Source organism: Moraxella sp. K1664, from assembly GCF_039693965.1.
In the GTDB taxonomy this organism is placed as follows: Bacteria; Pseudomonadota; Gammaproteobacteria; order Pseudomonadales; family Moraxellaceae; genus Moraxella.
This window is the reverse complement of record NZ_CP155576.1, coordinates 2,168,795-2,194,915: the sequence shown is the minus strand read 5'-3', so window position 1 is coordinate 2,194,915 and position 26,121 is coordinate 2,168,795. Positions and strand designations below refer to the sequence as shown.

Here is a 26,121-nt window from a genome sequence, read left to right as displayed (position 1 = left end):
GACATTGAACCGCACCCCAAAAGTTAGACACACTAACCTTTGGGGTGCTTTTTATGGCAAAATACACAACCGACTTTAAACTGTCTGTGATTGGGTATTATCTTAATCATCATGGCTACAAACAAACCGCCAAACACTTTAATCTAAACCACACAACCGTAGAGCTATGGGTTAAACTCTATCAAGCACATGGCATTGATGGCATAAAAAGACGACACACAAAGGCTGTCTATGACACAGATTTTAAGCTTAATGCCGTTCAAGCCATACAACAGGGCAAATCGCTTACACAACTTGCCATAGAGCTTAATCTGCCACAACCTTCTTTACTGTCAACTTGGTTAAAGTCCTACCAAGCCTTTGGTATAATGGGACTAATACCCAAACCCAAAGGCAAAAAAGCAATGTCAAACAAACACAACGCTAATAAAACCAAATCAACTTGGAAAACCAAACAAGACCACGAAAAAAGTGTGGATGATTTGCTTGATGAACTTGCCTATCTTAGAGCAGAGAATGACTATCTAAAAAAGCTAGATGCCTTAATTCGTCAAAAGGAACAATCAGTACAAACAAAGAACAAGTCCTGATCATCCAAGAATTAAGGCATAAGCACAAACTTGCTGACTTATTGGCAGTGTCAAACTTGCCAAGAAGTGTGTTTTATTACCACATTCGTCAAAGTACAAAGCCTGACAAAGACCTTGACTTAAAAGAACACATTAACCACATCTACCACCAACACAAGGGCAGGTATGGTTATCGTAGAATCACATCAGAGCTTAACAATCAGCTTGCCCAAAAAGGCATGGTCATTAATCATAAACGAGTGCAACGACTGATGGCTAAACTTGGACTCAAAGCATTGGTTCGTCGTCAACGTAAGTTTAATACTTACAAAGGCACAATGGGCAAAGATACCATTCAGGACAATATACTCAAAAGAGACTTTAAAGCAGACAAACCCAATCAAAAGTGGGCAACAGACATCACCGAGTTTAAAGTACAAGACAAGGCAAATGATGGCAGTGTCATTCAAAGAAAACTCTACCTATCGCCCATCATCGACTTGTTTAATGGTGAGATTGTCAGTTATACGATGAAGGACAGACCAACGTATGAGTTGGTCAAAGAGATGTTAAATGATGCCCTATCCAAGCTAAGCCAAGAAAAGATGGATGACAAACCCATCATTCATTCAGACCAAGGCTGGCACTATCAAATGCACCAGTATCAACAAACCCTAAAAGAACAAGGCTTAACCCAAAGCATGTCAAGAAAAGGCAATTGTTTGGATAATGCTGTGATAGAGAGCTTCTTTGGTACGCTAAAACAAGAGATATTTTATGAGACAACCACATTTACATCAACAGATGAACTTAAACAAGTGATTGATGAGTACATACACTACTACAATCATGATAGAATAAAGAGCAAATTAAAAGGACTAAGTCCTGTTAAGTACAGAAACTTAGTCCAATTAGGGTTAATACAACCACTTGCAACAACCTAACCTTTAATCTTATGTCTAAGATTTGGGGGTCGGTTCACATCAATCGCCCTTTATTTTTGGGTGGTAGCCTAAAAAGTATGCCAAACTAGGTTTTCCGTTCGCCCTGAGCTTGTCGAAGGGTAACGAAAACGTTGTGGTTCGACTTAGCTCACTTTGAGCGGTTTTCCTTGTACCCTACCCTATTCCGTGCCAAATTCCTTACGTTTATTGGCAAAAAATCTATCCAGCCTATCCATCGCATCTTCTAAATCTATCAAATTGGGCAAAAATACCACCCTAAAATGGTCGGGCTTATCCCAATTAAAACCCGTGCCTTGCACCATTAGAACTTTTTCTTGGATAAGTAAATCCATCATAAAATTCATATCATTTTCAATGGGATAGATATCTCTGTCAATCTTAGCAAAGCAATAAAACGCCCCTTGCGGTTTGGTACAGCTAATGCCCTTAATGGCATTTAGGCGAGAGACTGCCATTTCACGCTGTTTGTACAGTCGCCCTGTCGGTGCGGTCAGAGCTTGCATGGACTGATAACCGCCCATTGCCGTCTGTATGGCGTATTGGGCAGGCACGTTGGCACACAGTCGCATACTGGCAAGCATGGTCAAGCCTTCAATAAAGTCTCCTGCATGGTCTTTTTTGCCCGACAACATAACCCAGCCCGAGCGATAGCCTGCAATGCGGTGCGATTTTGACAAGCCATTAAACGTCAAAACGAGCGTCTTATCGGTAATCGTACACATGGGCGTATGCACGGCATCATCATACAAAATACGGTCATAAATCTCGTCCGCCATGATAACCAAGCCGTGCTTGACTGCCAAATCGGCAATCTGCTCTAAGATTTCCTTGCTATACAACGCCCCTGTGGGGTTGTTGGGGTTGATGATAACAATGGCTTTGGTTTTGTCGGTGATTTTACTCTCAATATCCGCCAAATCGGGGTGCCAGTTGTCTTCTTCGACACAGCGATAATGCACCGCCCTGCCCCCAGCTAGGTTGGCGGACGCTGTCCATAGCGGATAATCAGGCATAGGGATAAGCACTTCATCGCCGTCATCAAGCAGGGCTTGCAAGGTCATGACAATCAGCTCCGACACGCCATTACCAATATACACATCATTAACATCAGTCGCCGACAGCAGACCTTTGGCTTGATAATATTGCAAAATCGCCTTACGAGCCGAAAAAATCCCCTTGGAATCCGAATAACCAGACGCATTATGCAAGTTCATCGCCACATCTTGCACAATCTCATCAGGGGGCAACAGCCCAAAGGGTTCAGGATTGCCAATGTTTAGCTTGATGATACGCTGACCTTCGGCTTCCATGCGGTTGGCGGTTTGCAAAAGTTCACCACGAATGTCATAGCAGACGTTGGCAAGTTTGGCGGATTTTTTTAAAGGCTTCATGAGGGCTACCTTGTGAGAATGATTGTGTGAATTTGATAAATTGTCTTGTAAATCAATCTCTTGAAAATCAATCTCTTGACTGGCGTTATTGGCGGTTGGATTTGCCGATACGTTGCCTGTCAAAAGATAGTTTTCGGTCGTGCCTAGCACTTGGGCGACAATGGGGAGCTTGCTACTTGTGATGCCATTTTTGTCGCATTCCCAATTGGCAATCGCCCCACGACTGACGGACGCACCGTGGGCGTTTAACTTATCGGCTAGGGTTTGGGCGGATAATCCTAAGGATTTGCGGAGCTGTTTTAGGCGTTCGCCCTGCGTGGTGGGCGTATTTGGTGGGTGGGTGTTGGTGGTCATGGCGGTCATTGCAAGTAAAAGTTGCAATTATCATACGCCTGTTTGGGGGATTTTGCAAGCGATTTTGTTATATGTCCAAAAATCCCCTTAAATTACTGCTAATAACAAAGCCAAGCAGTCCAAAAGCGCTTAAAATAATTTCATCTTTGGTGTGTTTTGGGTGTTTCATGTTTGGCATGATAAAAAATGTCTTTGTTCTAATTGCATATTTTATTACCCCTATAACAAAGATAATAAAGCAAATAAATTGGATATAAGGAAGTAATTTTAGCCACATATGCTACCTTTTGTGTTTATTTTCATTATACCCCAAGCCCTACCCTTTTACCACCAAAAAGCCGTTACAAAAAGCCAATTTGCCACCGTGTCAAATTATGCTACACTTGCATTTTTGATTAGGAAACATTTATGCTATCTGACAACACCCTAACCCCCGATGAAATCGCCCAATTAACCGAACAAGACTGGCAAAACCGCCTAAGCGATGATGAATATCATGTTTTGCGTGAAAAAGGCACCGAGCGAGCTTTTACTGGTCTTTATACCGATGTGTTTGATAAGGGCGTGTATCGCTGTAAGGGCTGTAATGCCAAGCTGTTTGACAGCGATAACAAATACCACTCAGGCTGTGGCTGGCCAAGTTTTGACAAAACAATCAGTGATACCGCCCTGACCGAGACGCTTGATTTGTCGCACGGCATGAGACGTATTGAAGTGACTTGTACCAATTGTGGTGGACATTTGGGACACGTTTTTCCAGACGGACCAAGAGAGACCACAGGCATGAGATATTGCATTAACTCAGCGTCCATTCACCTTGAAAATCAATAATTTGTTATAATTATCAATAATTTAGGAAAATCTATGACAACCATTTACACCTTTACCGCCACCGACATTCGTGGCAATGTGGTTAATTTTGCCGATTTTAAAAACAAAGTATTGCTCATTGTCAATACCGCCAGCAGATGTGGATTTACGCCACAGCTTGCATGTTTGCAAGAATTACACGCAAAATACCATAACAAAGGTTTGGTTGTCATCGGCTTTCCTTGCAATCAGTTTGGCGGACAAGAACCCGATGACGAAACTAGCATTGCAAGTTTTTGTGAAATGAACTATGGCGTGGACTTTTTGATGATGAGCAAGGTTGATGTCAATGGCGACAACGCTCACCCGATTTTTGAGTTTTTAAAGCGCGAGCAAGGCGGAATTTTGACCGATGCAATCAAGTGGAACTTCACCAAATTTTTGGTCGGTCGTCATGGCAAGGTGCTAGACCGCTACGCCCCCACCACCAAACCTGAGAGTTTGGAAGATGATATTGTCAAAGCATTGGCTTAAATTGGCAAATTTATATAGCTTTTAATTTAATAAAAATCAAACACTTATAAAAAAATTCAAAATTTTTTGCAAAAAGTGTTTGACACCCACCAAAAAATCTATATAATACGCACCACAACGAACGACATACATAACAAATAAACATGGTTTAAATTGTTTATTAAAACAGTTAAGTAAGTTAAGTTCGGGCGGTTAGCTCAGTTGGTAGAGCGTCTGCCTTACAAGCAGAGGGTCAGCGGTTCGAATCCGTTACCGCCCACCATTTTAAATCTTTTATGGTTAAAAAAGATTAGTGACCTTAGCAGCGGTAGTTCAGTTGGTTAGAATACCGGCCTGTCACGCCGGGGGTCGCGGGTTCGAGTCCCGTCCGCTGCGCCATTTTTAACTGGTTTTTCCAGTTTATCCCCTAAGTCTCCCCTGACTTAGGGATTTTTTTATGTCTTTTGCCTGTCTATTTATCAGGGCGTGTTGAACTTTGGTATTTGCAATGAAAAATGAGAAAAATCGCACGTTTTTCAAGGAAAAAACAAAGGCTGTGAGTCTTCTATCAGACAAGTTTTTGACGATGAAAAACAAGATTTAGCCATTTTTCATGCAAAAATTGATAAAAGCGTTAAATTTTCATCTTATTTTATAAAAATGTTATCAATGTTCAACACGCCCCAATTATTTGCCAATAAATTTTCAAAAAATCTTTCAAAAATTAACTGGGTAAATTTTAAGAGTTTTACTTAATTTTTTAAATTAAGTGGTCAGATAGCCATTTTTTCATGCAAAAATTGATTTAAAACATTAAATTTTCATCTTACACCCAACGAATTTGATATTTACCACAAGCTTTGTAGGACTGGCTCCGCACATCCTTTGATGACACAGCGATTTTTATAGGCGTGCTCAGCGCGCCCCTACACCCAAACATCATAAATTTGTGGTGATTTTAAAGTTCTTTGATTATATTAAATCTCTTTCCAAACTAAAAATAAACCCTTATAAGTATTGGGGTTGAAGTTTTTAAAAATCCATAAAAATCAGGGTTTGGAAAGAAGTCTATTTATAAAAATGTTATCAATGTTCAGCACGCCCTATCATTTATTTTTACAAAATTCATCATAAATAACTTACCTTTTTGGTAAAAATAGCATAAAATAGGCGGATATTTGCCCACTTTTTTGTGCTATTTTATCATGCGACATCGTACCCTTGACCCCTTTTTTCGCCGAATACTGATTGTGCTGTTTTGGGTGATTTTTCTGTACGCCCTGTATCTCATGCGTGCGGTGATTTTGCCTTTTGTGGCGGCGTTTATTTTGGCATACATGCTAAACCCGTTGGTAACACGATTGGCTCGTTACATGAATCGCATGCTTGCCATTGTGGTGGTGTATTTTGCCAGCATTCTACTGACGGGGGCGTTGGTTGTGTGGTTTGTGCCCGTATTGTGGCAACAAATCACTTTGGCGTGGGAGTCACTACCCTTGCTTGTAGAGTGGTATAACACCACAGCAAGAACATGGATAAGTCAGCACATGGGCGGACGTCCCATGCCGCTTGAAGTTGATGTCATCTCAAATGCATTCATTGAATACGCTCAGAAAAATTATCAGGTGGCAGATGCCCAGTCACTCATCAAACAAGTGCTAAGCTCAGGCATCATGGTGGCAAATAATGTTGGCATGGCAGTAATGGTGCCGATATTGACGTTTTATTTTCTCATCGGCTGGCAAAAACGTCTAAATACATGGCTGCATGCCATACCCAAACCTCATCAAAAAAAAGCCCTAGAAATCGCCAAAGACTGCGATACCACGCTCATGAACTTTATCAAAGGTCAGCTTAGTGTCATGTTACTGCTTGGGGCAATTTATGCCATACAGCTACAACTCATCGGACTAAAATTCGGACTGCTCATCGGTATCGGGGCAGGCGTGGCAAGTTTTGTGCCGTATCTGGGTTTTGGTGTGGGGATTATTGCGGCGATTGTTGTGGGGCTGTTCCAATTTGGTTTTGACCCCATTTACATCGGTCTTATCATTGGGGCATTTATGGTTGGTCAAGCAATGGAAGGTTATGTGTTACAGCCCCTACTGCTCGGCGATAAAATCGGACTGTCGCCATTGTGGGTGATTTTCTCGGTGTTGGCAGGGGCGTCTTTGTTTGGCTTTGTCGGTATGCTCATCGCCCTGCCCGTCTCAGCGATTTTAAATGTCCTGTTTCATCATGCGTACTGTGCTTATCTGGATAGCGATTGGTATAAAGGGCAAAAACAGCTGACGTTGTGGTGAATTTTTAAACCACTATCGAGTTTTTAAAAAATAAATAATGGCAGGGTTTGTCTTTGCCATTATTTTTTTGGGCGGTTATTTGGGTTTAGGTGGCAGATACGCTATAATAGGCGGTTTTTTGATACTGTACTGACTTAACCGATGAATATTCTTAACCACTTTACCAAAGACCAATGGTTCTCAAACGTCCGTGGCGATGTGCTGTCAGGGCTTGTAGTCGCCCTTGCACTCATTCCAGAAGCGATTGCCTTTTCTATCATTGCAGGGGTAGACCCAAAAGTGGGGCTGTATGCGTCCTTTTGCATTGCGGTGATGATTAGCTTTTTTGGTGGTCGCCCTGCCATGATTTCGGCAGCCACAGGGGCGATGGCACTTGTTTTGGCAAGTCTTGTCAAAAATCATGGGCTAGAATATATGCTCGCCGCCACGCTACTGACAGGCGTGATACAAATCATTTTTGGTTTTTTAAAAGTCGGGTATCTCATGAAATTTGTCGCCCGTGCGGTGGTCGTGGGCTTTGTCAATGCATTGGCGATACTGATTTTTATGGCACAACTGCCTGAGATTTTGGGGCGTGGCATGGCAACTTATATTCTCATTGCACTTGGGCTTGGAATTATTTATGCTTTTCCTTACGTTCCCAAGCTTGGCAAAATCCTGCCATCACCCCTTGTTACCATTGTCACCTTGACCATCATCAGCGTGATGATGGGACTTGATGTGCGGACGGTGGGCGATATGGGTGAGTTGCCCGATACGTTGCCTGTGTTTTTGTTGCCTGACATTCCTTTGAATTTGGAAACATTGTGGATTATCTTGCCGTATGCACTTAGCCTATCGGCGGTGGGTCTGCTTGAATCCTTGATGACGGCAACCATCGTGGACGAGATGACCGACACCACAAGCGACAAAAACCAAGAATGCAAAGGGCAAGGGGTCGCCAACATTGTGGCGGGATTTTTTGGGGGCATGGCAGGCTGTGCGATGATTGGGCAGTCGGTCATCAACATCAAATCAGGCGGTCGCACACGTCTATCCACGTTTTTAGCGGGTGTGATTTTGCTGATTATGGTCGTGTTTTTGAGCGATGTGCTAAGTGTCATTCCTATGCCAGCACTGGTGGCGGTGATGATTATGGTGTCCATCGGCACGTTTAATTGGCAGTCGGTCAAAGAGCTAAAAACGCACCCCTTGGGCTTTAATGTCGTCATGATTGCCACGGTCGCCATCGTGCTATATACCCACAATCTAGCCCTTGGCGTGGGGGCGGGCGTGCTACTTGCGTCTTTGTTTTTTGCCAATAAAATCGGTCGCTTTATGTCGGTACAATCCTTGCCCACGCCAGATGAGACCACGCTCGCCTATGGCGTGGTGGGGCAGGTGTTTTTTGCCAGTGCTGATAGATTTGTCGCTCAGTTTGATTTTGATAAGCCTGTTAAGGCGGTGAGCATTGATTTGACTTATGCTCATTTTTGGGACGTAACAGCCGTATCCGCCCTTGACAAAATCGTCATGAAATACCGCAAAAAAGGCGTATCGGTGGAAGTCTTTGGGCTAAATGAAGCCAGCAAAACCTTGGTGGATAAATTTGGCGTGCATGACAAACATGATGGCAAGGATATTATTTTTGAGCATTAAGGCGATATGACTTGCAAAACCGCCAAAAATTTGGTATATATAGCACATTTTTAAATCAGTTGAAAACCGCTGAGCGGTTCTAGCAGACTTTTGGATACCAAGCTTACATGACCGACCTTTTTCAGTCCGCCCTAGACCTTGATGTACAAGAGGAATCTCGGCTTTCGGATTTTACGTCCGTGGGCTATCAAGCAGTCATCATCGCCACCCAAAAGCTCTGCCAAGGCGAGTTGCCCGAAATCTTTATCTATGGTAAAAAAGGCTCTGGCAAATCCCATCTCGCTCTCGCCATCTACAACGAATACACCAAAACAGGCAAAACCGCCATCAGTCTATCGCTTGACAAAATGATAGAGAGCGAGGGCGATGATGCGTCCGCCCTACAAGGCTTACAGCTGTTTGACCTTGTGATATTAGACGATGTCGAGGCAGTAGCACGCAGTCATGAATGGCAAGAGGGGCTGTTTCATCTGATAAATGAAGTCAGACGTGAACAAAAACAGCTCGTGTTCCTAGCCAACGACCCTGCTCGTGAGTTAGACATCAACTTGCTTGACCTGCTCACACGGCTGTCGCTTGCCCCTGCCTTTAAACTGCCCGATGGCGATAACCCTGCCGACCGTGAGGCAATGTTAAAGTCCATTCTAAGACGTAAAAACTGGCGACTGCCCCCTGTTATTTTTGAATATCTGGTCAGTGATGGTCCTTATAATGCCACGGACATGATGAGCGTGCTAGACAGTATCTCGCCCCTGCTCACACGATTGGCACGCACGCCCGTAAGCAAAAAAACCTTAGAGGACACCAAAAAAATCATCGATAAAGAAACCTTACTTTTGGAGCTGGGCGACTACATCGATGACATGAGCGACTGATTTTGCTTTACTGATTTTAAATAATTAGCGTTTTCTCGCTTTTTCCAACTTCCACCCACCCAATAGGAAATACCATGAAAAAATTAAGCCTACTGCTTGCCATCGCACTTGCCACCCCTGCTTTTGCCGAGGTACGCCTGAATGTGGATGAGCATATCAAAGTAACCGCCATCAACGGGCAAGAGATTAAACACGGGGCTTTGCAACCACTCAAACGTGAGTTTACCCTTGACGCTGGTCGCCATGTCATCACCGCTCGCTATGACCGCTTATTTGACTTGCCCCGTGGCGAGCATGACTACCTAAAATCAGGTAACGTTACCATCACCGCCGACCTAGCGGACAACCAAGCTTATCAGCTGGTCATGCCAAATCAGCCAAACAATTATAGAGATGCCAAAGAATACGCCAAAGCCCCTACCCTTGCCATCAGCCAAAATGGCAAAGTGTTGGCTTCTGAGCAGACCGTAGAGAGTCGCACGGGCATTTTATCAACACTGGGTGACAGCATTGGCGGGCTATTCGGTCGTGATGACGCCACCCGAGCCAACCAAAAAGCCATCGCCGCCCTTAATCAAGCCCCCACGCAGCCTACCGCCCCAACCATGGTCGCCCCTAAGGACAACCTAGACGGCTTTATGCAACTGTGGCTCAATGCCACCCCCGAAGAGCGTGAAAAAATCCGCCAATGGGTTGAAAAATGATTTAGGTATTTTAAAAGTATTTTAAAAAAGCTGTCTTTGGACGGCTTTTTTGTTGGCTATAAACTGCATACGCCAAGGAGATGATTTTGAAATTAAGCAAAAAAACAATTCTCTATGGTTAAAAATATAATGATTGATTTGACGTGCATTTTTCTTTTCAAAATAAGAATCTAAAAAATGGATTATGTTAAATAAATTTTAAAAATCCAACTGGTTGGTTTTTTATAATTTTTATAAAATTTATCAAAAATATGATAATCGCCTGTCTAACAAATTGATTAAATTTTACCCAATTTCTTTACAAAATTTTCTTAAAAAATTTTATCCATCTCTTGACAAGCCCCAAAGCCTTACCCTGTCTTTTCTGTACGTTTTTCAAGTTTGGCTAAAATGATAAAATCACAGATTGGCACAAAATACAAGCTAGTATTTTAAAAATTTTTAGGCTATATTGTGCTACCTTAGAAATGCATTACTACATCTAGTGGTTAATTTTTAAATAGAAAAATCGCTAAGTCATTGAGATTTGGTAATTTTTTACAATTTACAACAAAAACGGGTGATTTTATGACACACATCGACCAAATCAAAGTCAAAAAAAGAGACGGCACCTTTGAACCCATCAACCTTGACAAGATTCACAAGGTCATCACATGGGCAGCCAAAGGGCTAGACAATGTCTCCGTGTCGCAAGTGGAACTAAAATCACACATTCAGTTTTATGACGGCATTGCTACCCGTGACATTCACGAGACCATCATCAAGGCAGCAGCAGACTTGATTTCAGCCGAAACGCCTGATTATCAATATTTGGCGGCTCGTCTTGCCATTTTTCATCTACGCAAGATTGCCTATGGCGACTATGAACCGCCACATCTGTATGACCATGTCGCTCGCTTGACCGAAATGGGCAAATATGACAAACACATTTTGGCAGATTATGACCGTGCCGAATTTGATGAGCTAAACGCCTACATCGACCACGAACGTGACATGAACCTTGCTTATGCGGCGGTTGAGCAGATGATGGGCAAATATCTCGTCCAAGACCGTGTCACCAAAAAAGTCTATGAAAGCCCCCAATTTTTGTACATTTTGGTCGGCATGTGCCTATTTGCCAGCTATGATAAAGCGGTGCGGCTGGACTATGTCAAACGTTTTTATGACGCCACATCCAACTTCTACATCTCACTGCCCACCCCCATCATGTCAGGCGTGCGTACCCCCACCCGTCAGTTTAGCTCATGCGTACTCATCGAGTGTGGCGACAACCTAGACAGCATTAACGCCACCACATCCGCCATCGTCCGCTACGTCTCACAGCGTGCTGGTATTGGCGTGAATGCAGGGGCGATTCGTGCGTTGGGCTCGCCCATTCGTGGCGGTGAAGCTCAGCACACGGGCTGTATTCCCTTTTTTAAAATGTTTCAGGCAGCGGTCAAATCCTGCTCACAAGGCGGTGTGCGTGGCGGGGCAGCGACCTTGTTTTATCCGCTGTGGCATTTAGAAGTGGAGAGTCTGCTTGTCCTAAAAAACAACCGTGGCGTCGAAGACAACCGTGTCCGCCACATGGATTATGGCGTACAGATTAACAAAACACTCTACACCCGACTCATCAAAAACGAAGACATCACCCTATTCTCCCCGTCTGATGTGGCAGGGCTTTATGACGCATTTTTTGCTGACCAAGCCGAGTTTGAACGTCTCTACACCTTATATGAAAATGACGAGAGCATTCGCAAACGCAAAATCCCTGCTCGCGAGCTGTTTAGTCTCATGCTCCAAGAGCGTGCCAGCACAGGGCGTATCTATGTCCAAAACGTTGACCACTGCAACACGCACAGCCCCTTTGACCCGTCTGTTGCCCCTGTTCGTCAGTCCAACCTATGCATGGAAATCGCCCTACCCACCAAACCGCTTGATAATATCAATGACGAGCATGGCGAGATTGCCCTGTGTACGTTGTCCGCCATCAACCTAGGCAAGATTGACAAACTAGAAGAGATGAAAGAGCCTGCCGAGCTTATCGTGCGTGCGTTGGACGCTTTGCTTGACTATCAAGACTACCCTGTCATCGCCGCCAAAAATGGCAGTATGAACCGCCGTACACTCGGTGTGGGTGTGATTAACTACGCCTATTATCTTGCCAAAAACGGCACACGCTACTCGGACATGGGGGCGATTGGACTAACTCACCGCACTTTTGAAGCGTTCCAGTATTATCTATTAGAAGCATCGAACAAACTTGCCCAAGAAAAAGGGGCTTGCCCTGCCTTTGGCGAGACGACATACAGCCAAGGCATTTTGCCGATTGATACCTATAAGGCGGATTTGGATAACATCTGCAATGAGCCACTACACCTAGACTGGGAAGCCCTGCGTGCCAACATCAAACAGCACGGTCTGCGTAACTCCACCCTGTCAGCTCTCATGCCATCTGAGACATCCAGCCAAATCGCCAACGCCACCAACGGTATCGAACCGCCACGGGGCTTGGTGTCGGTCAAGCAGTCAAAGGACGGTATTTTAAAACAAGTCGTGCCTGATATCGAAAACCTAGCAAATAAATACGAGCTATTATGGCAAATGCCTGACAATAACGGCTACCTAAAACTCGTTGGTATCATGCAAAAATTCATCGACCAGTCCATCTCTGCCAACACCAATTATAACCCTAGTAAGTTTGAAGGCGGAAAAGTCCCCATGAAAATCATGATTCAAGACCTGCTCACCGCTTATAAACTGGGCGTAAAAACCCTGTATTATCATAATACCCGAGACGGAGCAGACGACAGCCAAGGCGAGTTAGATGACGGCTGTGCAGGCGGGGCGTGTAAATTATAATGAATAACATAAAAATAAGCTCATGGATTTGGGCTTATTTTTTTTGACTTGTCAAAGCGTTGGCAAATATATAGTCAATTAACCCCAATTTCACCAATGCTAAATTTTAAAAATTTATTTGTCGTATGGTAAGGTGCGTACCACGCACCTTTTTAATGAAAAATCGGAATTGTTAAATAGAAATATATTTCAAAATTTGGACGTGTAGGGGCGAATTGCAATTCGCCCAAAAATCAACACTTTATCAAAGGGCAAATGTACACACCCAGCCAACTTGATATTTGCCACGGGTTTGCAGGTGTACTGAGTACACCCTTTGATGACATTACCACACAAGGCGTGCACAGCACGCCCCTACATCCAAACATCATTGTGTTTGCAGTAATTTTAAAGTTTCTTGGGTGTCTATAAAAATAGATCTTGACAGACAAGACCTATTTTCACAAAACAAAGCATGAACTTATTCCATAATTCCTGTAATGTCCACAGGGTTATTTGCCACTTGCTGTTTTTTGGCACCGTCATTACGTTTGGCTTGTAGCTCTTGTAGATACTCTTCGGTAATCTGCCCTGCCACATAACAACCGTCAAACACCGAGCAGTCAAAGCCATCAACACGGCTGTATTTAGTGTTGTTTACCGCTTCCACCAAATCATCTAAGTCTTGAAAAATTAAGCGGTCAGCCCCGATAATCTCACGCACTTCATCAACCGTACGCCCCGATGAAATCAGCTCACTACGCACTGGCATATCAATGCCATAGACATTCGGGAAAATCACGGGCGGGGCAACAGACGCAAAAAAGACGTTTTTCGCCCCTGCGTCTCGTGCCATTTGAATAATCTCATGGCAGGTCGTCCCACGCACGATAGAATCATCCACCAGTAGGACGTTTTTATTTTTAAACTCCAAAGGAATGGCGTTTAGCTTTTGGCGGACGCTCTTTTTACGCATGGACTGACCAGGCATGATAAAGGTACGCCCGATATAGCGGTTTTTGTTAAAGCCTTCACGGTATTTCACACCCAGATAAGTAGCACATTCTAATGCCGAGTTGCGAGATGTATCAGGAATAGGAATAACCACGTCAATCTCGTGATTCTCGCCCCACTCAGAGATGATTCGCTGAGCGAGCTTCTCCCCCATCCGCATGCGAGCCTTATGCACCGAGATGTTATCGATGATACTGTCAGGACGGGCAAAATAGACATATTCAAAAATACAAGGTGTGTGCTTGATTTTGTCGGTGCATTGTTTGGTGTGCAAGTTATAATTTAAATCAATAAAAATTGCTTCACCGGGGTTGATGTCTCGCACCACTTCAAAGCCCAACGCAGTCAGTGCCACTGACTCCGACGCCACCATGTACTCCACGCCAGCAGGAGTCAGACGGCGACCATAGACCAGTGGGCGAATGCCGTTCGGGTCTCTAAATGCGAGCATGCCATGCCCCGCCATCATCGCTACCACGCCATACGCCCCTTGACAGCGGTCATAGACAGCTTGTAAGGCGGTAAAAATATCATCGGGAGCAAGTTTGGTTTTGGTGAATTTTTGCAATTCATGAGCAAAGATGTTGAGTAACACTTCCGAATCCGAGTCGGTGTTCAAATGACGACGGTCATGCTCATAGACTTCTTTGGCAAGGGTTTCGGCATTGGTTAGGTTACCGTTGTGTGCCAAGGCAATGCCATAGGGCGAATTGACGTACAAAGGCTGAGCTTCTGCCGTGCTTGACGTGCCTGCGGTCGGATAGCGAACATGCCCGATGCCAAAATTCCCCACCAGACGCACCATGTGCTTATTTAAAAACACATCTCGCACCATGCCGTTGTCTTTACGCAGATACAGGCGGTCATCTTTTAGGGTCACAATCCCTGCCGCGTCCTGCCCCCGATGTTGTAACATGGTCAAGCCATCATATAACATCTGACCCACAGGCTCATGGGCACACACACCAATCACACCACACATAGTCACTCACTCCAAAAGTTTGGCAACACGCCAATTAGGTTAAAGAGATTTACCACTAATACAAAGTTAGTTTTAACAAATTTTTTGCATTAAAAAATCCGTCCTATTGATACGGATTTTCCACTTGGTTCCATGCTTCGCCAAGCACTTCGGTCAATAACGCCTGTGCCACAGGGGCAAGGGGCAGTAGGTTTTGGGCGAGAATGGACTCTTGCCATTGGGGCAATTTAACGAGCAAGGGGGATGCGATACTTAGGATAATCAGCACTTTTAATACGCCCTTACTTGCCCCCAAGATACCACCCAAAATGTTATCCAAAAAGCCCAATTTTAAAAATTTTAAGGTTTTTAATGCCAGCCACGAAATAACGTGCGTGATACTCACAATAATCAGCACAATCACCAAAAACGCCAGCGAAATCTGTAAGACTTCGTTATCCACCACACCCACGAACAAAGGCGAGAACTCTTTGGCAAGAGCTGATGCCACAATGAGTGCGACAAACCATGCCACCAGTGACATCGCTGTCTTAATCGCCCCTGCTTGAAAACCACGCCACAACCCAACAAGCACCATAAAGGCGATACCAATATCAAGAATGCTCATGCTTTGTTTGGCTCGCCCGAAGCATTTTTGTCTGGATCATTATCGTCCACGTTTTTATCCAAGCTATCAGATTTATCCGCCACGACCAAGGCACGCTCTTTGTAGTTGGCAATGCTTTGTACACAGTCCTGCACGAGCGAAGGACCTTTATAAACCAGTCCTGAGTACAGCTGTACAGCAGTCGCTCCCGCGGTCAGCTTACGCACCGCCAAATCGCCCGTATCAATACCGCCCACCCCAATCAAATCCACCTTGCCCGACAGTCGCTCGGCAAATGCCGTCAGTACCAACGTGCTTTGATGACTAAGCGGTCTGCCTGACAAACCACCATCTTCATGGGCATGCTCTTGGTCTTCGACACCCACTCGTGATAACGTGGTATTTGTGGCTATCAGCCCATCAATGTCAAAGTTGGTGAGATTTTTGGCGATGTCATCTATTTGGCTCTCGTCCAAATCAGGGGCGATTTTTAGGGCAAGTGGCACATAGTAGCCATGCTCGCTTGCCAGTTTTGTATGGCAAGTCTTAATGCCATCCAACAGATGAGCCAGCTCAGATGCCCCTTGCAGGGTTCGTAAATTGGCGGTGTTGGGGCTAGAAATGTTAATCGTGATATAACTGGCGTACGGATAAACTCGCTCCAAGCAGTACACATAGTCATCCAAAGCATTCTCAACAGGCGTGGTCGCATTTTTGCCGATGTTAATACCAAGCACGCCTTTGTATTTGGCACGCTCAATGTTGGCAATCATCTTATCCACGCCATCGTTATTAAAGCCCATACGGTTGATAATCGCCCCACTGTCCGCCAAACGGAACATTCTCGGGCGTGGATTGCCCGCCTGTGGTTGTGGCGTGACTGTACCAATCTCCAAAAAACCAAAGCCAAGCTCAGCCAAAGCGTCAATATACTCGCCATTTTTATCAAGCCCTGCCGCCAGTCCCACAGGGTTCATCAGGCTAATGCCCATGCAGTTGGTCGGCATTGACTGGCGTGGATAAGCAAACCCAAGCAGGCGTGCTTTGTGCAATCGCTCTAAATTTTCAAGCGTCCATTCATGGGCTTTTTCAGGTTGCATGGAAAATAGATAAGGGCGAAGCAAACTATATGACATGGGTCTCTCAAAATGGATAAATACATCTTTTGACATTATAACACATTCTATCAAAAGATTAAATATCACTCATGATTGACTTCAGGGCAATCGCACTACAAAATTTTACATGAAATTGATTAAAAATCAAGCAAATTTAGTATTTATAGTTAATTTTATATAAATATATTTTTAATAAATTATTCAAAATATAATTGGTTTGGTGAGTTTTTAAATAATTTGTGTCTAAAAATTGCCAATTTCTTCAAAAACATAATTTTATTTGCTAGAAATTAAATATAGTGCGATTGCCCTGTGATTGACTTTTGATCGCCTTTTTACCATTAAATCTCTTTCCAAACTAAAAATAAACCCTTATAAGTATTGGGGTTGAGATTTTTAAAAATCCACAAAAATCGGGGTTTGGAAAGAAGTCTATTAAAAACCGCCACCCAGATTAAGTAGCGGTTATAATACTGACAAAGATTTAACGATTTACAGGGCATTAGGCTGATGATTATCATCACCTGCTTTGGCAAAGACCAATTTTACTACTTGCCATGCTACTGCTATCGCCCCGATAATAAAGACCACATCACCAATGGTGCGAATCCATCTTAGCATGACCAAAAAGTCCTGTTGCAAAAAGCCTTCACTGCGTGCATACCACAAGCCTTCGGTAATGGATGCATGGGCTTGATACACCCCGATAGGCAACAAACTTGTCATTATCATCAGCACAAGACCTGCATTCAGAGCCCAAAAACTCATCTTCATCAGACTGTCATCAAAGACATGATTAGGGCGAATATAACGCACAATCAACAGCACAAAGCCGAGAGCCAAAAAGCCATACACACCAAATAACGCCGCATGAGCATGGACGGCAGTCGTGTTTAGCCCTTGGATATAAAACAGTGCCAATGGCGGATTTAACATAAATCCAAACACGCCTGCTCCGACCATGTTCCAAAACGAGACTGCCACAAAATACAAGATGGGCCATTTTAACTTGTCCATCCACGGGGCTTGATGTTGTTTTTCCCAGTGTTCATAGGCTTCATAGCCAAGCACCACGAGTGGCACAACTTCCAATGCCGAAAATGACGCACCGATTGCCATGATTGGCGTAGTCGTTCCTGTAAAATACAGATGATGGAACGTCCCTGGCACACCGCCCAATAAGAACAATGCCGCTGAGATGATGGTCGCCCCTGTGGCGGTTTTATAACGCACCAGCCCAAGGTTATAAAAGATAAAGGCAAATGCTGCGGTTGCAAATACTTCAAAAAATCCTTCAACCCACAGATGTACCACCCACCAACGCCAGTATTCCATGATGGCAATGTTGGTGCGTTCACCATAGAACAGACCCGAGCCGTAGAACAGACCGACACACGCCACAGACGCCACAAAGATAAACAATAGGTTTTTATCGCCTTTTTGTTTAAACCCATAAGCCCAGCCACGTGCCATCAGTACAAGCCACAGCAAAATACCAACAAATTTTAAAATCTGCCAAAAACGCCCCAAATCAATAAACTCATAGCCTTGATGTCCAAACCAAAAATTAAGATGGGCAGGCATGATGTGTTTTAGGGCAAAGAACTGGGCGATGAACGAACCCACACACACGATGATGAGTGCCACCCACAAGATATCCACGCCCAGTTTTTGGAATTTAGGGTCTTTGCCACCATTGATGATGGGGGTCAAAAATAAGCCTGCCGCCAAAAATGCCGTGGCAATCCAAAACAGTGCCGACTGAATGTGCCATGTCCGCACCAGTGAGTAAGGCAACCAGTCCGCCACAGGAATGCCATAGAACGAATGTCCTTCTACCGTATAATGAGCAACAAAACCACCCAAAAATACTTGTAGTACAAATAACGCCACCACAAGCAGTCCGTATTTGCCCAACGCTTTTTGCGATGGTGTTAGACTTATCTTGGTCAAAGGGTCAGACTCTGGCACCGCCAATTTGACATCTTCTTCTTTTTTGGAAAATGCCCACGCCCAAATCAAAAATCCCACGCCCGCAATCAAAAACACCACGCTAGCCACTGACCAAATGATGTTTTCGGCGGTTGGTACATTATCAATCAGTGGCTCATGTGGCCAGTTATTGGTAAATGTGGCATCTGTACCAGGACGATTTGCCGATGAAATCCACGCCGTCCAAAAATAAAAATTCGCCAAATGCTGCCGTGCGGTCAAATCAGGCAAAGTGTTATTTTTCATGGCAAAATTTTCCCGAGTCTTGACGTATTCGGGATTATCGCCATACAGCTCGATATAATAAGGGGCAACTTCATTGATTGCCTTGATGCGTGTGTCGGAGAGTACTACGGTTTGTACGCCATTATCTGCACTCGTGCGATATTCTTCTTTTAGGGCTTGACGCAGTCCTGCTTGCTCAGATGATGTTAGAGTATCATATCCCTTGCCGTAGGTTTCATTGGCACGAATGTCAAGCCATGCGACCAGCTCACGATGCAACCAATCAGCCGTCCAGTCGGGAGCTTGATACGCCCCATGCCCCAACACCGAACCCAACTGCATGCCACCTGTCGTCTGCCATGCTGACTGACCTTGCAGGATGTCATCATCTGTCATGATGACCTGACCTTGACTGTCCACAAACTGCTGTGGAATGGGCGGTGCAGAGCGATAAACTTCCGCCCCACCCCATCCAAGCAATGTAAAGGTGCAAAGTAGCACCCCAAACAGCACCCACCAGTGCTTTTTATACTCACCCATCTCTTGCTCCTTATCTCGTGGCTTGATTGGGAATTGTGATTGATAAGATAATCGCATTATCTTAATGACTGTTTTAAAAATATATTTTAAATATATCTTTAAAATGGCATTGTACGCCCACCCATCGCCAAAAGTCAATGCTTTATGACACAATTTTTAAAATTTGTTATGCTTATTAATAATTTGTTGTATTTATAAATAAAAGGTAACTTATTTTTATTAAAGGTAAATAGGGCGTGTTGAACATTGATAACATTTTATAAAATTAAGATAAAAATTTAACACTTTTATCAATTTTTGCATGAAAAATGGCTAAATCTTGTTTTTCAAGGAAAAAACTTGCGATTTTTCTCATTTTTCATTGCAAATACCAATATTCAACACGCCCTAAAAACCGCCACCCAAATAGGTAGCGGTTTATTAAATTAACCTACAAAGCGGTTATGTTTATCAATCCATCAAGGTTGCACAGGCGAGAATCTCTCGCTTTGACGTGCTAGACCTTGGGCGATGACATCGGCTGTCATAACCCGATATTCTGCCAAATCAAACATCGGCGGGGGCAAACCGTCTGTGTCCAGATACGCCACCATGCGAGCGACTATCGGCATGTGACATACCACCGCTATCGTTTTATCATGCTCATGTCCATAGTGCGATGTGATGATTTGCTCAATGTCCGCCACGCCTGCCACGGGGTCATCATCAGGGGTAATGCTACCCAACGTGATGAATGTGGGGTTTTGTCCTTTGTTATTTGCGATATTTTGTAAGATTTTGGCGGTTTGGTCGGCACGGTTAAAGGGGCTGGCGATAATCATGTCAAGGCTATATCGCTCGGTGAGATGCGTGGCAGTCTGGTTCGCCTGAGCTTGCCCAAATTCGGTCAAATCACGCCCAGCATCATCAGCACAATAGGCAGTTGCTTGACCGTGTCGGATAAAGATAAGTTTCATGGTAAATCCTTCTTTTAATATAGGGTAAATTGCAATTTACCCCTACACATTTAGTTAAAATTTCAAAGGTGCATTGTAAGAATACAACCCAATTTAACAATCACGACCTATTTATCAGTATCATCAACAGCTTCATCATCTTTGGGTTTATTCTCTTTACTTGCTTTTAAGACCTTATCAAACTCTTTTGACAGCTTTTCATTGCTCTCATCATGGGGCATGACAAATTCCACATCACTTCGAAACCCCGTTTCCATAAGGTTTACCGCCACACTCAGAGCCGATTTATTTTCGTATAACACCGCATATAGGGCGTGAGTGATTGGCATATAAATGCCTAGTTTTTTGGCTTGCTCTTCTACCTGAGCAATGGTATTGACCCCTTCGGCGGTTTGTCCGAGCTTTTTAATGGCGTTATCTAGCGTGATGCCCTTACCAAGCATATTGCCGATTTGATAATTGCGACTTAGGGTAGAATTACAAGTGGCATACAAGTCGCCCACACCCGACAAACCTAAGAACGTCAAGGGGTTTGCCCCCACCGCCACGCCAAATCGGCTCATCTCCGCCAACGCCCGAGTCAGTAGCATGGCTTTGGTGTTCTCGCCCACGCCATAGGCATTTGCCATACCCATTGCCACCGCATAGATGTTTTTTAAGGCTCCGCCTAACTCCACACCCTTGACATCATCGGACGCAAACACCCGAAAAAACGCACTGTGCAGTGCTGTCTGTACCGCCACTCTAAGTGGCTCGGACGGACTGGCAATCACACTGGCGGACGGCATATTATTCATGATTTCAAGAGCAAGATTGGGCCCGCTCATTACGCCAAAACTCACCTGTGGCAACTCTTCCTTGATGATGTCGCTCATCAGGGCAAACGTGCCTTTTTCTATGCCCTTGGTCAAAGACACCACCGCTTGATGTGTGATGTGTGGACGGATATTTTGCAAGGTCTCACGCACCGCCGAGCTTGGCACCGCCACAAAGATAATGTCTTTGTTTTTGACTGATTCTGCCAAATCATGACTAAACGCCAAACGACTATCTAGTACATGATTGGGTAGGTATTTTTTGTTAATACGGGTTTTTTGTAGGGCTTTGACCGTCTTTTTATCACGCACCCACAGGGTCGTCTCACAGCCGTTTTTGGCGGATAGATTTGCCATTGCCGTGCCAAAACTGCCCCCACCGAGTACCACGATACGCAGGGGCGCATCCATGTTCTTATCCACATGAACGCCAAATGTGTCGGGGTCTGGCTCTTTTTTGCGTTTTTTGGCAAGATGAGCAAGGTTTGCCAAAATTCCGCCTTCGGCTTCGGATTTTTCGAACAGATGACGGGCTTCTTCTAGGCCTTGATTGATGCTTTGGCTTGCCACATCGACAATTTTTTTAACTTTGGGGTTATCTTTTGGCAATTTCATGGGCTTGTCCTTTTTTAAATTTTCATTGATAAGTTATTATACCACTCTCAACTTTATTCATACTTACCGAACCTAAAATTTGATACGGCTTTGTACGGGCGAATTGCAATTCGCCCCTACGGTCAATGATAAATTTTGTATCATTTTTAAAGTTCTTTTGGTATATCACTGTTTTATCAAGGGCGAATAAATTACCCCTACCATTCAAAAACAATCAAAAATCGTTGAGATTGGGCAATCTATTGATAAAAATAAACAAATTCTGCCAAATCCACCGCTTCACGCTCAGGCATGACAATATCACTTGACCCAACATAAATAAATCCGCACACGGTGTTATCATCGCTAACCCCAAAATGGGCTTTGACGGCAGGCTCATTGCACAAATCGCCCGTACGCCATACCGTGCGATAGCCCATGCTTTGCAGTGCCAACAGCAGGTTTTGCACCACCGCCCCCACGCACAGAAGTTGCTCAAACTCTGGTACTTTTGGGTGTGATTTATAATCGGTTGCCACCGTGATAATCATCGGAGCCCGTTTTGGCATATTGATGAGCTTGGTGCGTGCGGTGTCGTCTAGGCTCTCGCCGTCCGTCTCGGCTTTGGCAAGCCCTGCTTGGAGCAGTACCTGTCCAAATTCATCAAGAGCTTTGCCTGTCATCACACTAAACCGATAAGGACGTAACACCTTATGGTCGGGGGCGGTCATCGCACACGCAAAAGCGGTATTTAGCTCATCATGGCTTGGCATGGGTAGGGAGAGTTTGCCAATGCTACGGCGAGCGTGGATAAGGGATATTAGGTCGTTCATGGTTTTTCTCGTTTGATTTTTACTTTTAATCAGTTTGCAATATGAATATATGGGGGCAATTTATTCGCCCAAAATCAAGGTTTATTGGTACAAATTGGGATTACTATAAACCCCCTATTCTACCCGATGCTCTTCTGACAAATATTCCTCAGACTGCATTTCTAGCAGGCGTGAACGTGTCCGCTCAATCTCAAAGGCGAGTTTTTCGCCTTGATACAACTCCAAAATAGACTGCTCAGCACGCACGAGCAATTTGACACGGCGGTCATAAAACTCGTCCACCAAATAAATAAACCGTCTGGTCGGGTCCATAAATGTATCCGTCAAGGCAGGGACATTATCCACCATGACCGTATCAAAATCACTGGCAATCTCAATAAAATCGGACGCTGAACGGGGTTGCATACACAAATCCCTAAAACTTGCCAAAAGCATGGTCTCGGTACGCTTAATGATAGCAATCTCACGCCCACCGATGACAATGGGGTCGGTTACTACCTTTTGTCCGCCTGCCAGCGTATCAAACCGCTCGGACAGCCAGTCTTTGGTGTCGTCCGTTAGGGGCGATGAGTAAAGTTTGGCTTGCTTTAACAATCTTAGCCGATAATCCACGCCTGCGTCAATATTCATCACGGTCGTGTGCTTTTCAACCTGCTCAATGGCGGGCAAAAAGCGGTCTCTGTGAATGCCGTTTTTATAAAGCCCAGACGGCTCAATGTTGGACGTCGCCACAAGCGTAATGCCACGCTCAAAGAGCATACTAAACAAATCGCCCAAAATCATGGCGTCCGACACGTTGGAGACAAAAAATTCATCAAAACAAATGACAACCGCTTCGCTATGTATAATGTCCGCCACTTTTTGTAGGGGATTGACTTGCCCTTGCAATTTGACAAGCTCGGACTGTACTCGCTTCATAAAATGATGAAAATGCAGTCGCATTTTTCGCTCTATCGGCAAGCTGTCATAAAACATATCCATAAGCCACGTCTTGCCACGTCCGACACCGCCCCACATATACAAGCCTTTAGGGGGCGTAGGTTTGGCTTTGAACAGACTGGCAAAAAAGCCTTGATTGGTGTTTTGGCTTGCCATGATTTCATGGTGCAGTTTGTCAAGATAGGCAACTGCCTTAGCTTGCACGTCATCATGGCTAAAATTACCTGTGGCTAGGGCTTCATCATAGCGTTTTTGGGGGGATAAATTGGTCATTATTTTTCCTTAATTTAAGCTCGTTTTGTGAATGTTTTTTGGCAACCAAATAAGAATGTATGATTTTATAAACGGTCAAAAATAACAACAAACACGTACACACGATTATCATAAATACCGAATGCCAATGGCTTGGCACGCCACGTTGTAACTCTGTTTTAAATAAATTGATGTGCGGTTTGTCTTTTAAATAATACACTTCAACTGTATCGCCCAACGGCTTGCCACAAAACATTCCAACAGATTTAATATAACTTTTACCATTTACATCAAAACGATAAAATCTTTTAGCGTTTTTTCCGCAATGTTCACGGTAGGACGTGGCTAATATCAACACGCCATTGTCTTTTAATAACTCGTGTTTCTTTATGGTTTTTTGCTGATTGTGGTAAGCAATCCCACAAAGCACGGCAATTATCAAACCCGTAACCAAAACCACCACCCAAAATAATGCTTTATTGCTTGTTATTAAAGCAAACACTTCGCCGAGACTGACTTTGTTTGGGTCTTGTGATTTTGACATGGTTTATTTTTCAATCAATTCTTTTAACTCGCCAAGTCGCCCATGAAAAAAGTGGCTCGCCCCTGTCATCACTTTACGGCGTATGCCAAACTCATCGGCAAAATCCGCCATACTGCTTGGGCGGACAAATTCATCTTGGTCGCCATAAATCATGAGCGTATCGGTCGGTAGTGTTAGCCCTGTTGGGTCGTTTTTTTCAATGGACGGGGCGATGAGCGTGAGTTTTTGTAGATTCACATCTGTATCCGTCAACACCTTATCCGCCACACGGCACGCAATAAATCCCCCAAAAGAAAATCCTGCCAGCCACAGTGTCTTGGCATTCGTCTGCTTCAACGCCCAATCAAGCACGCATAGGCTGTCCAAATACTCGCCATTACCATACTCAATCTCACCGCTTGACTGCCCCACGCCCCGATAATTAAACCGCACGGTATCCATGCTAGCTTCTTTGCAAAAGCGGTATAGGGTCGTAACCACTTTGTTATTCATCGTCCCGCCTGCTTTGGGGTTGGGGTGTAATATCAAAGCCAGCGTGTCCGAGTTCGCCCAATGTGCGTCCACTTCAAGCACCGCACTGTCGCCCATGTGCGGGGCGGGGATTAGGGTTGTGGGTTTTAAGTTTTTCATGTTTTTAAAAGTATAAAATGAGCCATTATAGCATAAAATCAGGCTTATACAGGTGTTTTGTGGCAGGTTTTTATGATGAGATTTTTGAATTTCTTTGTAAAATAGGGGTAAATAATTAGGATTATGTTAAATAAATTTTTAAAATAAAAAGGGAAATTTGCCAATCAAGATGATTTTAAAAAATTGGCGTGTCAAACGTGTCAAATATGGGGTAAATTGCCATTTACCCCAATAAATACACCAATTATAATGACTGCCTTTGTGTTATCACACCCCAAACCTTGCCCAAATCGGTGCATGGTCAGACGGCTTTTCTAGCCCACGAATGTCATAGCTGATTCCTGCATCCACGCAGTCTTGGATAAGTCTGTCTGTACACAGAATATGGTCAATCCGCAAACCCCGTTTTGGCGTGTCATCAAAGCCTTTTGAGCGGTAATCAAACCAACTAAACTCGTCTGCACTGTCAGGCTTAAACTTACGGTAAGTGTCGTGCAAATCACGACTCATTAAGGCATCATACCACTCACGCTCTTCGGGCAAAAACGAACAAGTGCCATTTTTTAGCCAGCGTTTGGCGTTTGGCTCGCCAATGCCCACATCGTTGTCATGGGGCGAGATGTTCATATCGCCCATGATGACAAGCTCACGCCCCTGCCCTTTTAGCTCGTCAATGTAGCGGTTTAGGTCGGCATAAAAAGCACGTTTCATGGGGAATTTGGTCTCATGTTCACGGTTTTCGCCTTGGGGAAAATAGCCGTTGATAACATCAATCTCACGCCCATTGACATCAAATCGGGCATGAATGAGCCGTCTTTGAGCATCCACATCAGCAAAGGGAAAGCCCTTTTGCACAAAAATCGGCTCAAATTTGGACAAAATCGCCACACCATAATGCGACTTTTGCCCAAAAAATTCCACATGATAACCAAGGCTCTCCACGTCTTTTAGGGGAAAGGCATCATCATGGACTTTGGTTTCTTGCAAACCAATAACATCCGCCCCAAGCGTATCACGCACGGCAACGAGTTGGTGTAATCTGGCACGTAGCCCATTAATGTTAAAACTGACAAATGTGGTCATTGAAGCGGTCATTTACAATGGCTCTTAAAAAATAATGACATATGATGGGGGCAAATACTCAAATACAAAGGGT

20 protein-coding genes, 2 tRNA genes and 1 pseudogene are annotated in these 26,121 nt (G+C 44.2%); 11 read left to right on the top strand and 12 right to left on the bottom strand.

The features are described 5' to 3' along the window. The first annotated feature begins 53 nt into the window (after positions 1-53). Both AAHK14_RS10775 and AAHK14_RS10770 read left to right on the top strand, forming a co-directional pair. On the top strand, positions 54-590 hold the full coding sequence (locus tag AAHK14_RS10775; protein ID WP_065256690.1) for a helix-turn-helix domain-containing protein: 537 nt from the start codon (positions 54-56) through the stop codon (positions 588-590). Beyond that, entirely contained in the window at positions 563-1,513 is a 951-nt protein-coding gene (locus AAHK14_RS10770; RefSeq protein WP_115246899.1) for an IS3 family transposase, read from the top strand. The genes AAHK14_RS10775 and AAHK14_RS10770 overlap by 28 nt, the downstream gene beginning before the upstream one ends. A gap of 179 nt (positions 1,514-1,692) precedes the next feature. Here the strand turns inward: AAHK14_RS10770 and AAHK14_RS10765 are convergent, their stop codons facing one another. Then, a complete protein-coding gene (locus tag AAHK14_RS10765) occupies positions 1,693-3,279 on the bottom strand; it encodes an aminotransferase class I/II-fold pyridoxal phosphate-dependent enzyme (RefSeq protein ID WP_083108283.1) in 1,587 nt (528 codons plus the stop codon). 408 nt (positions 3,280-3,687) lie between these two features. Here AAHK14_RS10765 and msrB point away from each other — a divergent pair, with 408 nt between their 5' ends. From msrB to nrdA, 9 genes are all read left to right on the top strand, one after another. After that, positions 3,688-4,110 carry a peptide-methionine (R)-S-oxide reductase MsrB gene (msrB, locus tag AAHK14_RS10760; protein ID WP_062499744.1) on the top strand — a complete coding sequence of 141 codons (423 nt, stop codon included), beginning with the start codon at positions 3,688-3,690 and terminating at the stop codon, positions 4,108-4,110. A 33-nt stretch (positions 4,111-4,143) separates the two neighbouring features. Next, positions 4,144-4,623 carry a glutathione peroxidase gene (locus AAHK14_RS10755; protein WP_065256290.1) on the top strand — a complete coding sequence of 160 codons (480 nt, stop codon included), beginning with the start codon at positions 4,144-4,146 and terminating at the stop codon, positions 4,621-4,623. 186 nt (positions 4,624-4,809) lie between these two features. Beyond that, positions 4,810-4,885: transfer RNA gene (locus AAHK14_RS10750), tRNA-Val, on the top strand. A 39-nt stretch (positions 4,886-4,924) separates the two neighbouring features. Continuing rightward, positions 4,925-5,001 (top strand) — tRNA-Asp (locus AAHK14_RS10745). An 806-nt stretch (positions 5,002-5,807) separates the two neighbouring features. Next, a complete protein-coding gene (locus tag AAHK14_RS10740) occupies positions 5,808-6,905 on the top strand; it encodes an AI-2E family transporter (protein ID WP_194092546.1) in 1,098 nt (365 codons plus the stop codon). A 141-nt stretch (positions 6,906-7,046) separates the two neighbouring features. Next, positions 7,047-8,543: a SulP family inorganic anion transporter gene (locus AAHK14_RS10735; RefSeq protein WP_065256414.1), complete on the top strand. Its 1,497-nt coding sequence runs from the start codon at positions 7,047-7,049 to the stop codon at positions 8,541-8,543. A gap of 107 nt (positions 8,544-8,650) precedes the next feature. Continuing rightward, on the top strand, positions 8,651-9,418 hold the full coding sequence (locus tag AAHK14_RS10730; protein WP_062499406.1) for a DnaA/Hda family protein: 768 nt from the start codon (positions 8,651-8,653) through the stop codon (positions 9,416-9,418). A 74-nt stretch (positions 9,419-9,492) separates the two neighbouring features. Further along, on the top strand, positions 9,493-10,122 hold the full coding sequence (locus AAHK14_RS10725; RefSeq protein ID WP_065256413.1) for a DUF2057 domain-containing protein: 630 nt from the start codon (positions 9,493-9,495) through the stop codon (positions 10,120-10,122). Positions 10,123-10,689: 567 nt separating this feature from the next. Further along, complete coding sequence (gene nrdA / locus AAHK14_RS10720; RefSeq protein ID WP_065256412.1) at positions 10,690-12,966, top strand: class 1a ribonucleoside-diphosphate reductase subunit alpha; 2,277 nt, start codon at positions 10,690-10,692, stop codon at positions 12,964-12,966. A gap of 460 nt (positions 12,967-13,426) precedes the next feature. Here nrdA and purF read toward each other — a convergent pair whose 3' ends face one another. The 11 genes and pseudogenes from purF to xthA all read right to left on the bottom strand — a co-directional run bounded on the left by purF (position 13,427) and on the right by xthA (position 26,048). After that, positions 13,427-14,941: an amidophosphoribosyltransferase gene (gene purF, locus AAHK14_RS10715; RefSeq protein ID WP_065256411.1), complete on the bottom strand. Its 1,515-nt coding sequence runs from the start codon at positions 14,939-14,941 to the stop codon at positions 13,427-13,429. Between the two features lie 103 nt (positions 14,942-15,044). Then, entirely contained in the window at positions 15,045-15,548 is a 504-nt protein-coding gene (locus AAHK14_RS10710) for a CvpA family protein (RefSeq protein WP_062499396.1), read from the bottom strand. A 104-nt stretch (positions 15,549-15,652) separates the two neighbouring features. Then, positions 15,653-16,663: pseudogene (locus AAHK14_RS10705) on the bottom strand (quinone-dependent dihydroorotate dehydrogenase); the annotation flags it as partial. A 474-nt stretch (positions 16,664-17,137) separates the two neighbouring features. Further along, positions 17,138-19,402 carry a nitric-oxide reductase large subunit gene (locus tag AAHK14_RS10700; RefSeq protein WP_065256410.1) on the bottom strand — a complete coding sequence of 755 codons (2,265 nt, stop codon included), beginning with the start codon at positions 19,400-19,402 and terminating at the stop codon, positions 17,138-17,140. A 458-nt stretch (positions 19,403-19,860) separates the two neighbouring features. After that, positions 19,861-20,358 (bottom strand): phosphohistidine phosphatase SixA, encoded by a 498-nt coding sequence (gene sixA, locus AAHK14_RS10695; protein ID WP_065256850.1) that lies wholly within the window; start codon positions 20,356-20,358, stop codon positions 19,861-19,863. A gap of 107 nt (positions 20,359-20,465) precedes the next feature. Beyond that, positions 20,466-21,788 (bottom strand): NAD(P)H-dependent glycerol-3-phosphate dehydrogenase, encoded by a 1,323-nt coding sequence (locus AAHK14_RS10690; protein WP_194092547.1) that lies wholly within the window; start codon positions 21,786-21,788, stop codon positions 20,466-20,468. Positions 21,789-22,027: 239 nt separating this feature from the next. Beyond that, positions 22,028-22,600 carry a nitroreductase gene (locus AAHK14_RS10685; RefSeq protein WP_065256852.1) on the bottom strand — a complete coding sequence of 191 codons (573 nt, stop codon included), beginning with the start codon at positions 22,598-22,600 and terminating at the stop codon, positions 22,028-22,030. 114 nt (positions 22,601-22,714) lie between these two features. Further along, entirely contained in the window at positions 22,715-23,812 is a 1,098-nt protein-coding gene (gene zapE / locus AAHK14_RS10680) for a cell division protein ZapE (RefSeq protein WP_065256853.1), read from the bottom strand. After that, positions 23,781-24,335, bottom strand: coding sequence for a hypothetical protein (locus tag AAHK14_RS10675; RefSeq protein WP_194092548.1), 555 nt, complete (start codon positions 24,333-24,335; stop codon positions 23,781-23,783). The genes zapE and AAHK14_RS10675 overlap by 32 nt, the downstream gene beginning before the upstream one ends. A 3-nt stretch (positions 24,336-24,338) precedes the next feature. Continuing rightward, on the bottom strand, positions 24,339-24,965 hold the full coding sequence (locus AAHK14_RS10670) for an alpha/beta fold hydrolase (RefSeq protein ID WP_065256855.1): 627 nt from the start codon (positions 24,963-24,965) through the stop codon (positions 24,339-24,341). A 267-nt stretch (positions 24,966-25,232) separates the two neighbouring features. Beyond that, complete coding sequence (gene xthA / locus AAHK14_RS10665) at positions 25,233-26,048, bottom strand: exodeoxyribonuclease III (protein ID WP_065256856.1); 816 nt, start codon at positions 26,046-26,048, stop codon at positions 25,233-25,235. Positions 26,049-26,121 lie beyond the last annotated feature (73 nt).

Coding starts and splice junctions, on each gene's coding strand:
- AAHK14_RS10775 (WP_065256690.1), top strand. CDS start 54: ATGGCAAAATACACAACCGACTTTAAACTGTCTGTGATTGGGTATTAT.
- AAHK14_RS10765 (WP_083108283.1), bottom strand. CDS start 3,279: ATGACCACCAACACCCACCCACCAAATACGCCCACCACGCAGGGCGAA.
- msrB (WP_062499744.1), top strand. CDS start 3,688: ATGCTATCTGACAACACCCTAACCCCCGATGAAATCGCCCAATTAACC.
- AAHK14_RS10755 (WP_065256290.1), top strand. CDS start 4,144: ATGACAACCATTTACACCTTTACCGCCACCGACATTCGTGGCAATGTG.
- AAHK14_RS10740 (WP_194092546.1), top strand. CDS start 5,808: ATGCGACATCGTACCCTTGACCCCTTTTTTCGCCGAATACTGATTGTG.
- AAHK14_RS10735 (WP_065256414.1), top strand. CDS start 7,047: ATGAATATTCTTAACCACTTTACCAAAGACCAATGGTTCTCAAACGTC.
- AAHK14_RS10730 (WP_062499406.1), top strand. CDS start 8,651: ATGACCGACCTTTTTCAGTCCGCCCTAGACCTTGATGTACAAGAGGAA.
- AAHK14_RS10725 (WP_065256413.1), top strand. CDS start 9,493: ATGAAAAAATTAAGCCTACTGCTTGCCATCGCACTTGCCACCCCTGCT.
- nrdA (WP_065256412.1), top strand. CDS start 10,690: ATGACACACATCGACCAAATCAAAGTCAAAAAAAGAGACGGCACCTTT.
- purF (WP_065256411.1), bottom strand. CDS start 14,941: ATGTGTGGTGTGATTGGTGTGTGTGCCCATGAGCCTGTGGGTCAGATG.
- AAHK14_RS10710 (WP_062499396.1), bottom strand. CDS start 15,548: ATGAGCATTCTTGATATTGGTATCGCCTTTATGGTGCTTGTTGGGTTG.
- AAHK14_RS10700 (WP_065256410.1), bottom strand. CDS start 19,402: ATGGGTGAGTATAAAAAGCACTGGTGGGTGCTGTTTGGGGTGCTACTT.
- sixA (WP_065256850.1), bottom strand. CDS start 20,358: ATGAAACTTATCTTTATCCGACACGGTCAAGCAACTGCCTATTGTGCT.
- AAHK14_RS10690 (WP_194092547.1), bottom strand. CDS start 21,788: ATGAAATTGCCAAAAGATAACCCCAAAGTTAAAAAAATTGTCGATGTG.
- AAHK14_RS10685 (WP_065256852.1), bottom strand. CDS start 22,600: ATGAACGACCTAATATCCCTTATCCACGCTCGCCGTAGCATTGGCAAA.
- zapE (WP_065256853.1), bottom strand. CDS start 23,812: ATGACCAATTTATCCCCCCAAAAACGCTATGATGAAGCCCTAGCCACA.
- AAHK14_RS10675 (WP_194092548.1), bottom strand. CDS start 24,335: ATGTCAAAATCACAAGACCCAAACAAAGTCAGTCTCGGCGAAGTGTTT.
- AAHK14_RS10670 (WP_065256855.1), bottom strand. CDS start 24,965: ATGAAAAACTTAAAACCCACAACCCTAATCCCCGCCCCGCACATGGGC.
- xthA (WP_065256856.1), bottom strand. CDS start 26,048: ATGACCACATTTGTCAGTTTTAACATTAATGGGCTACGTGCCAGATTA.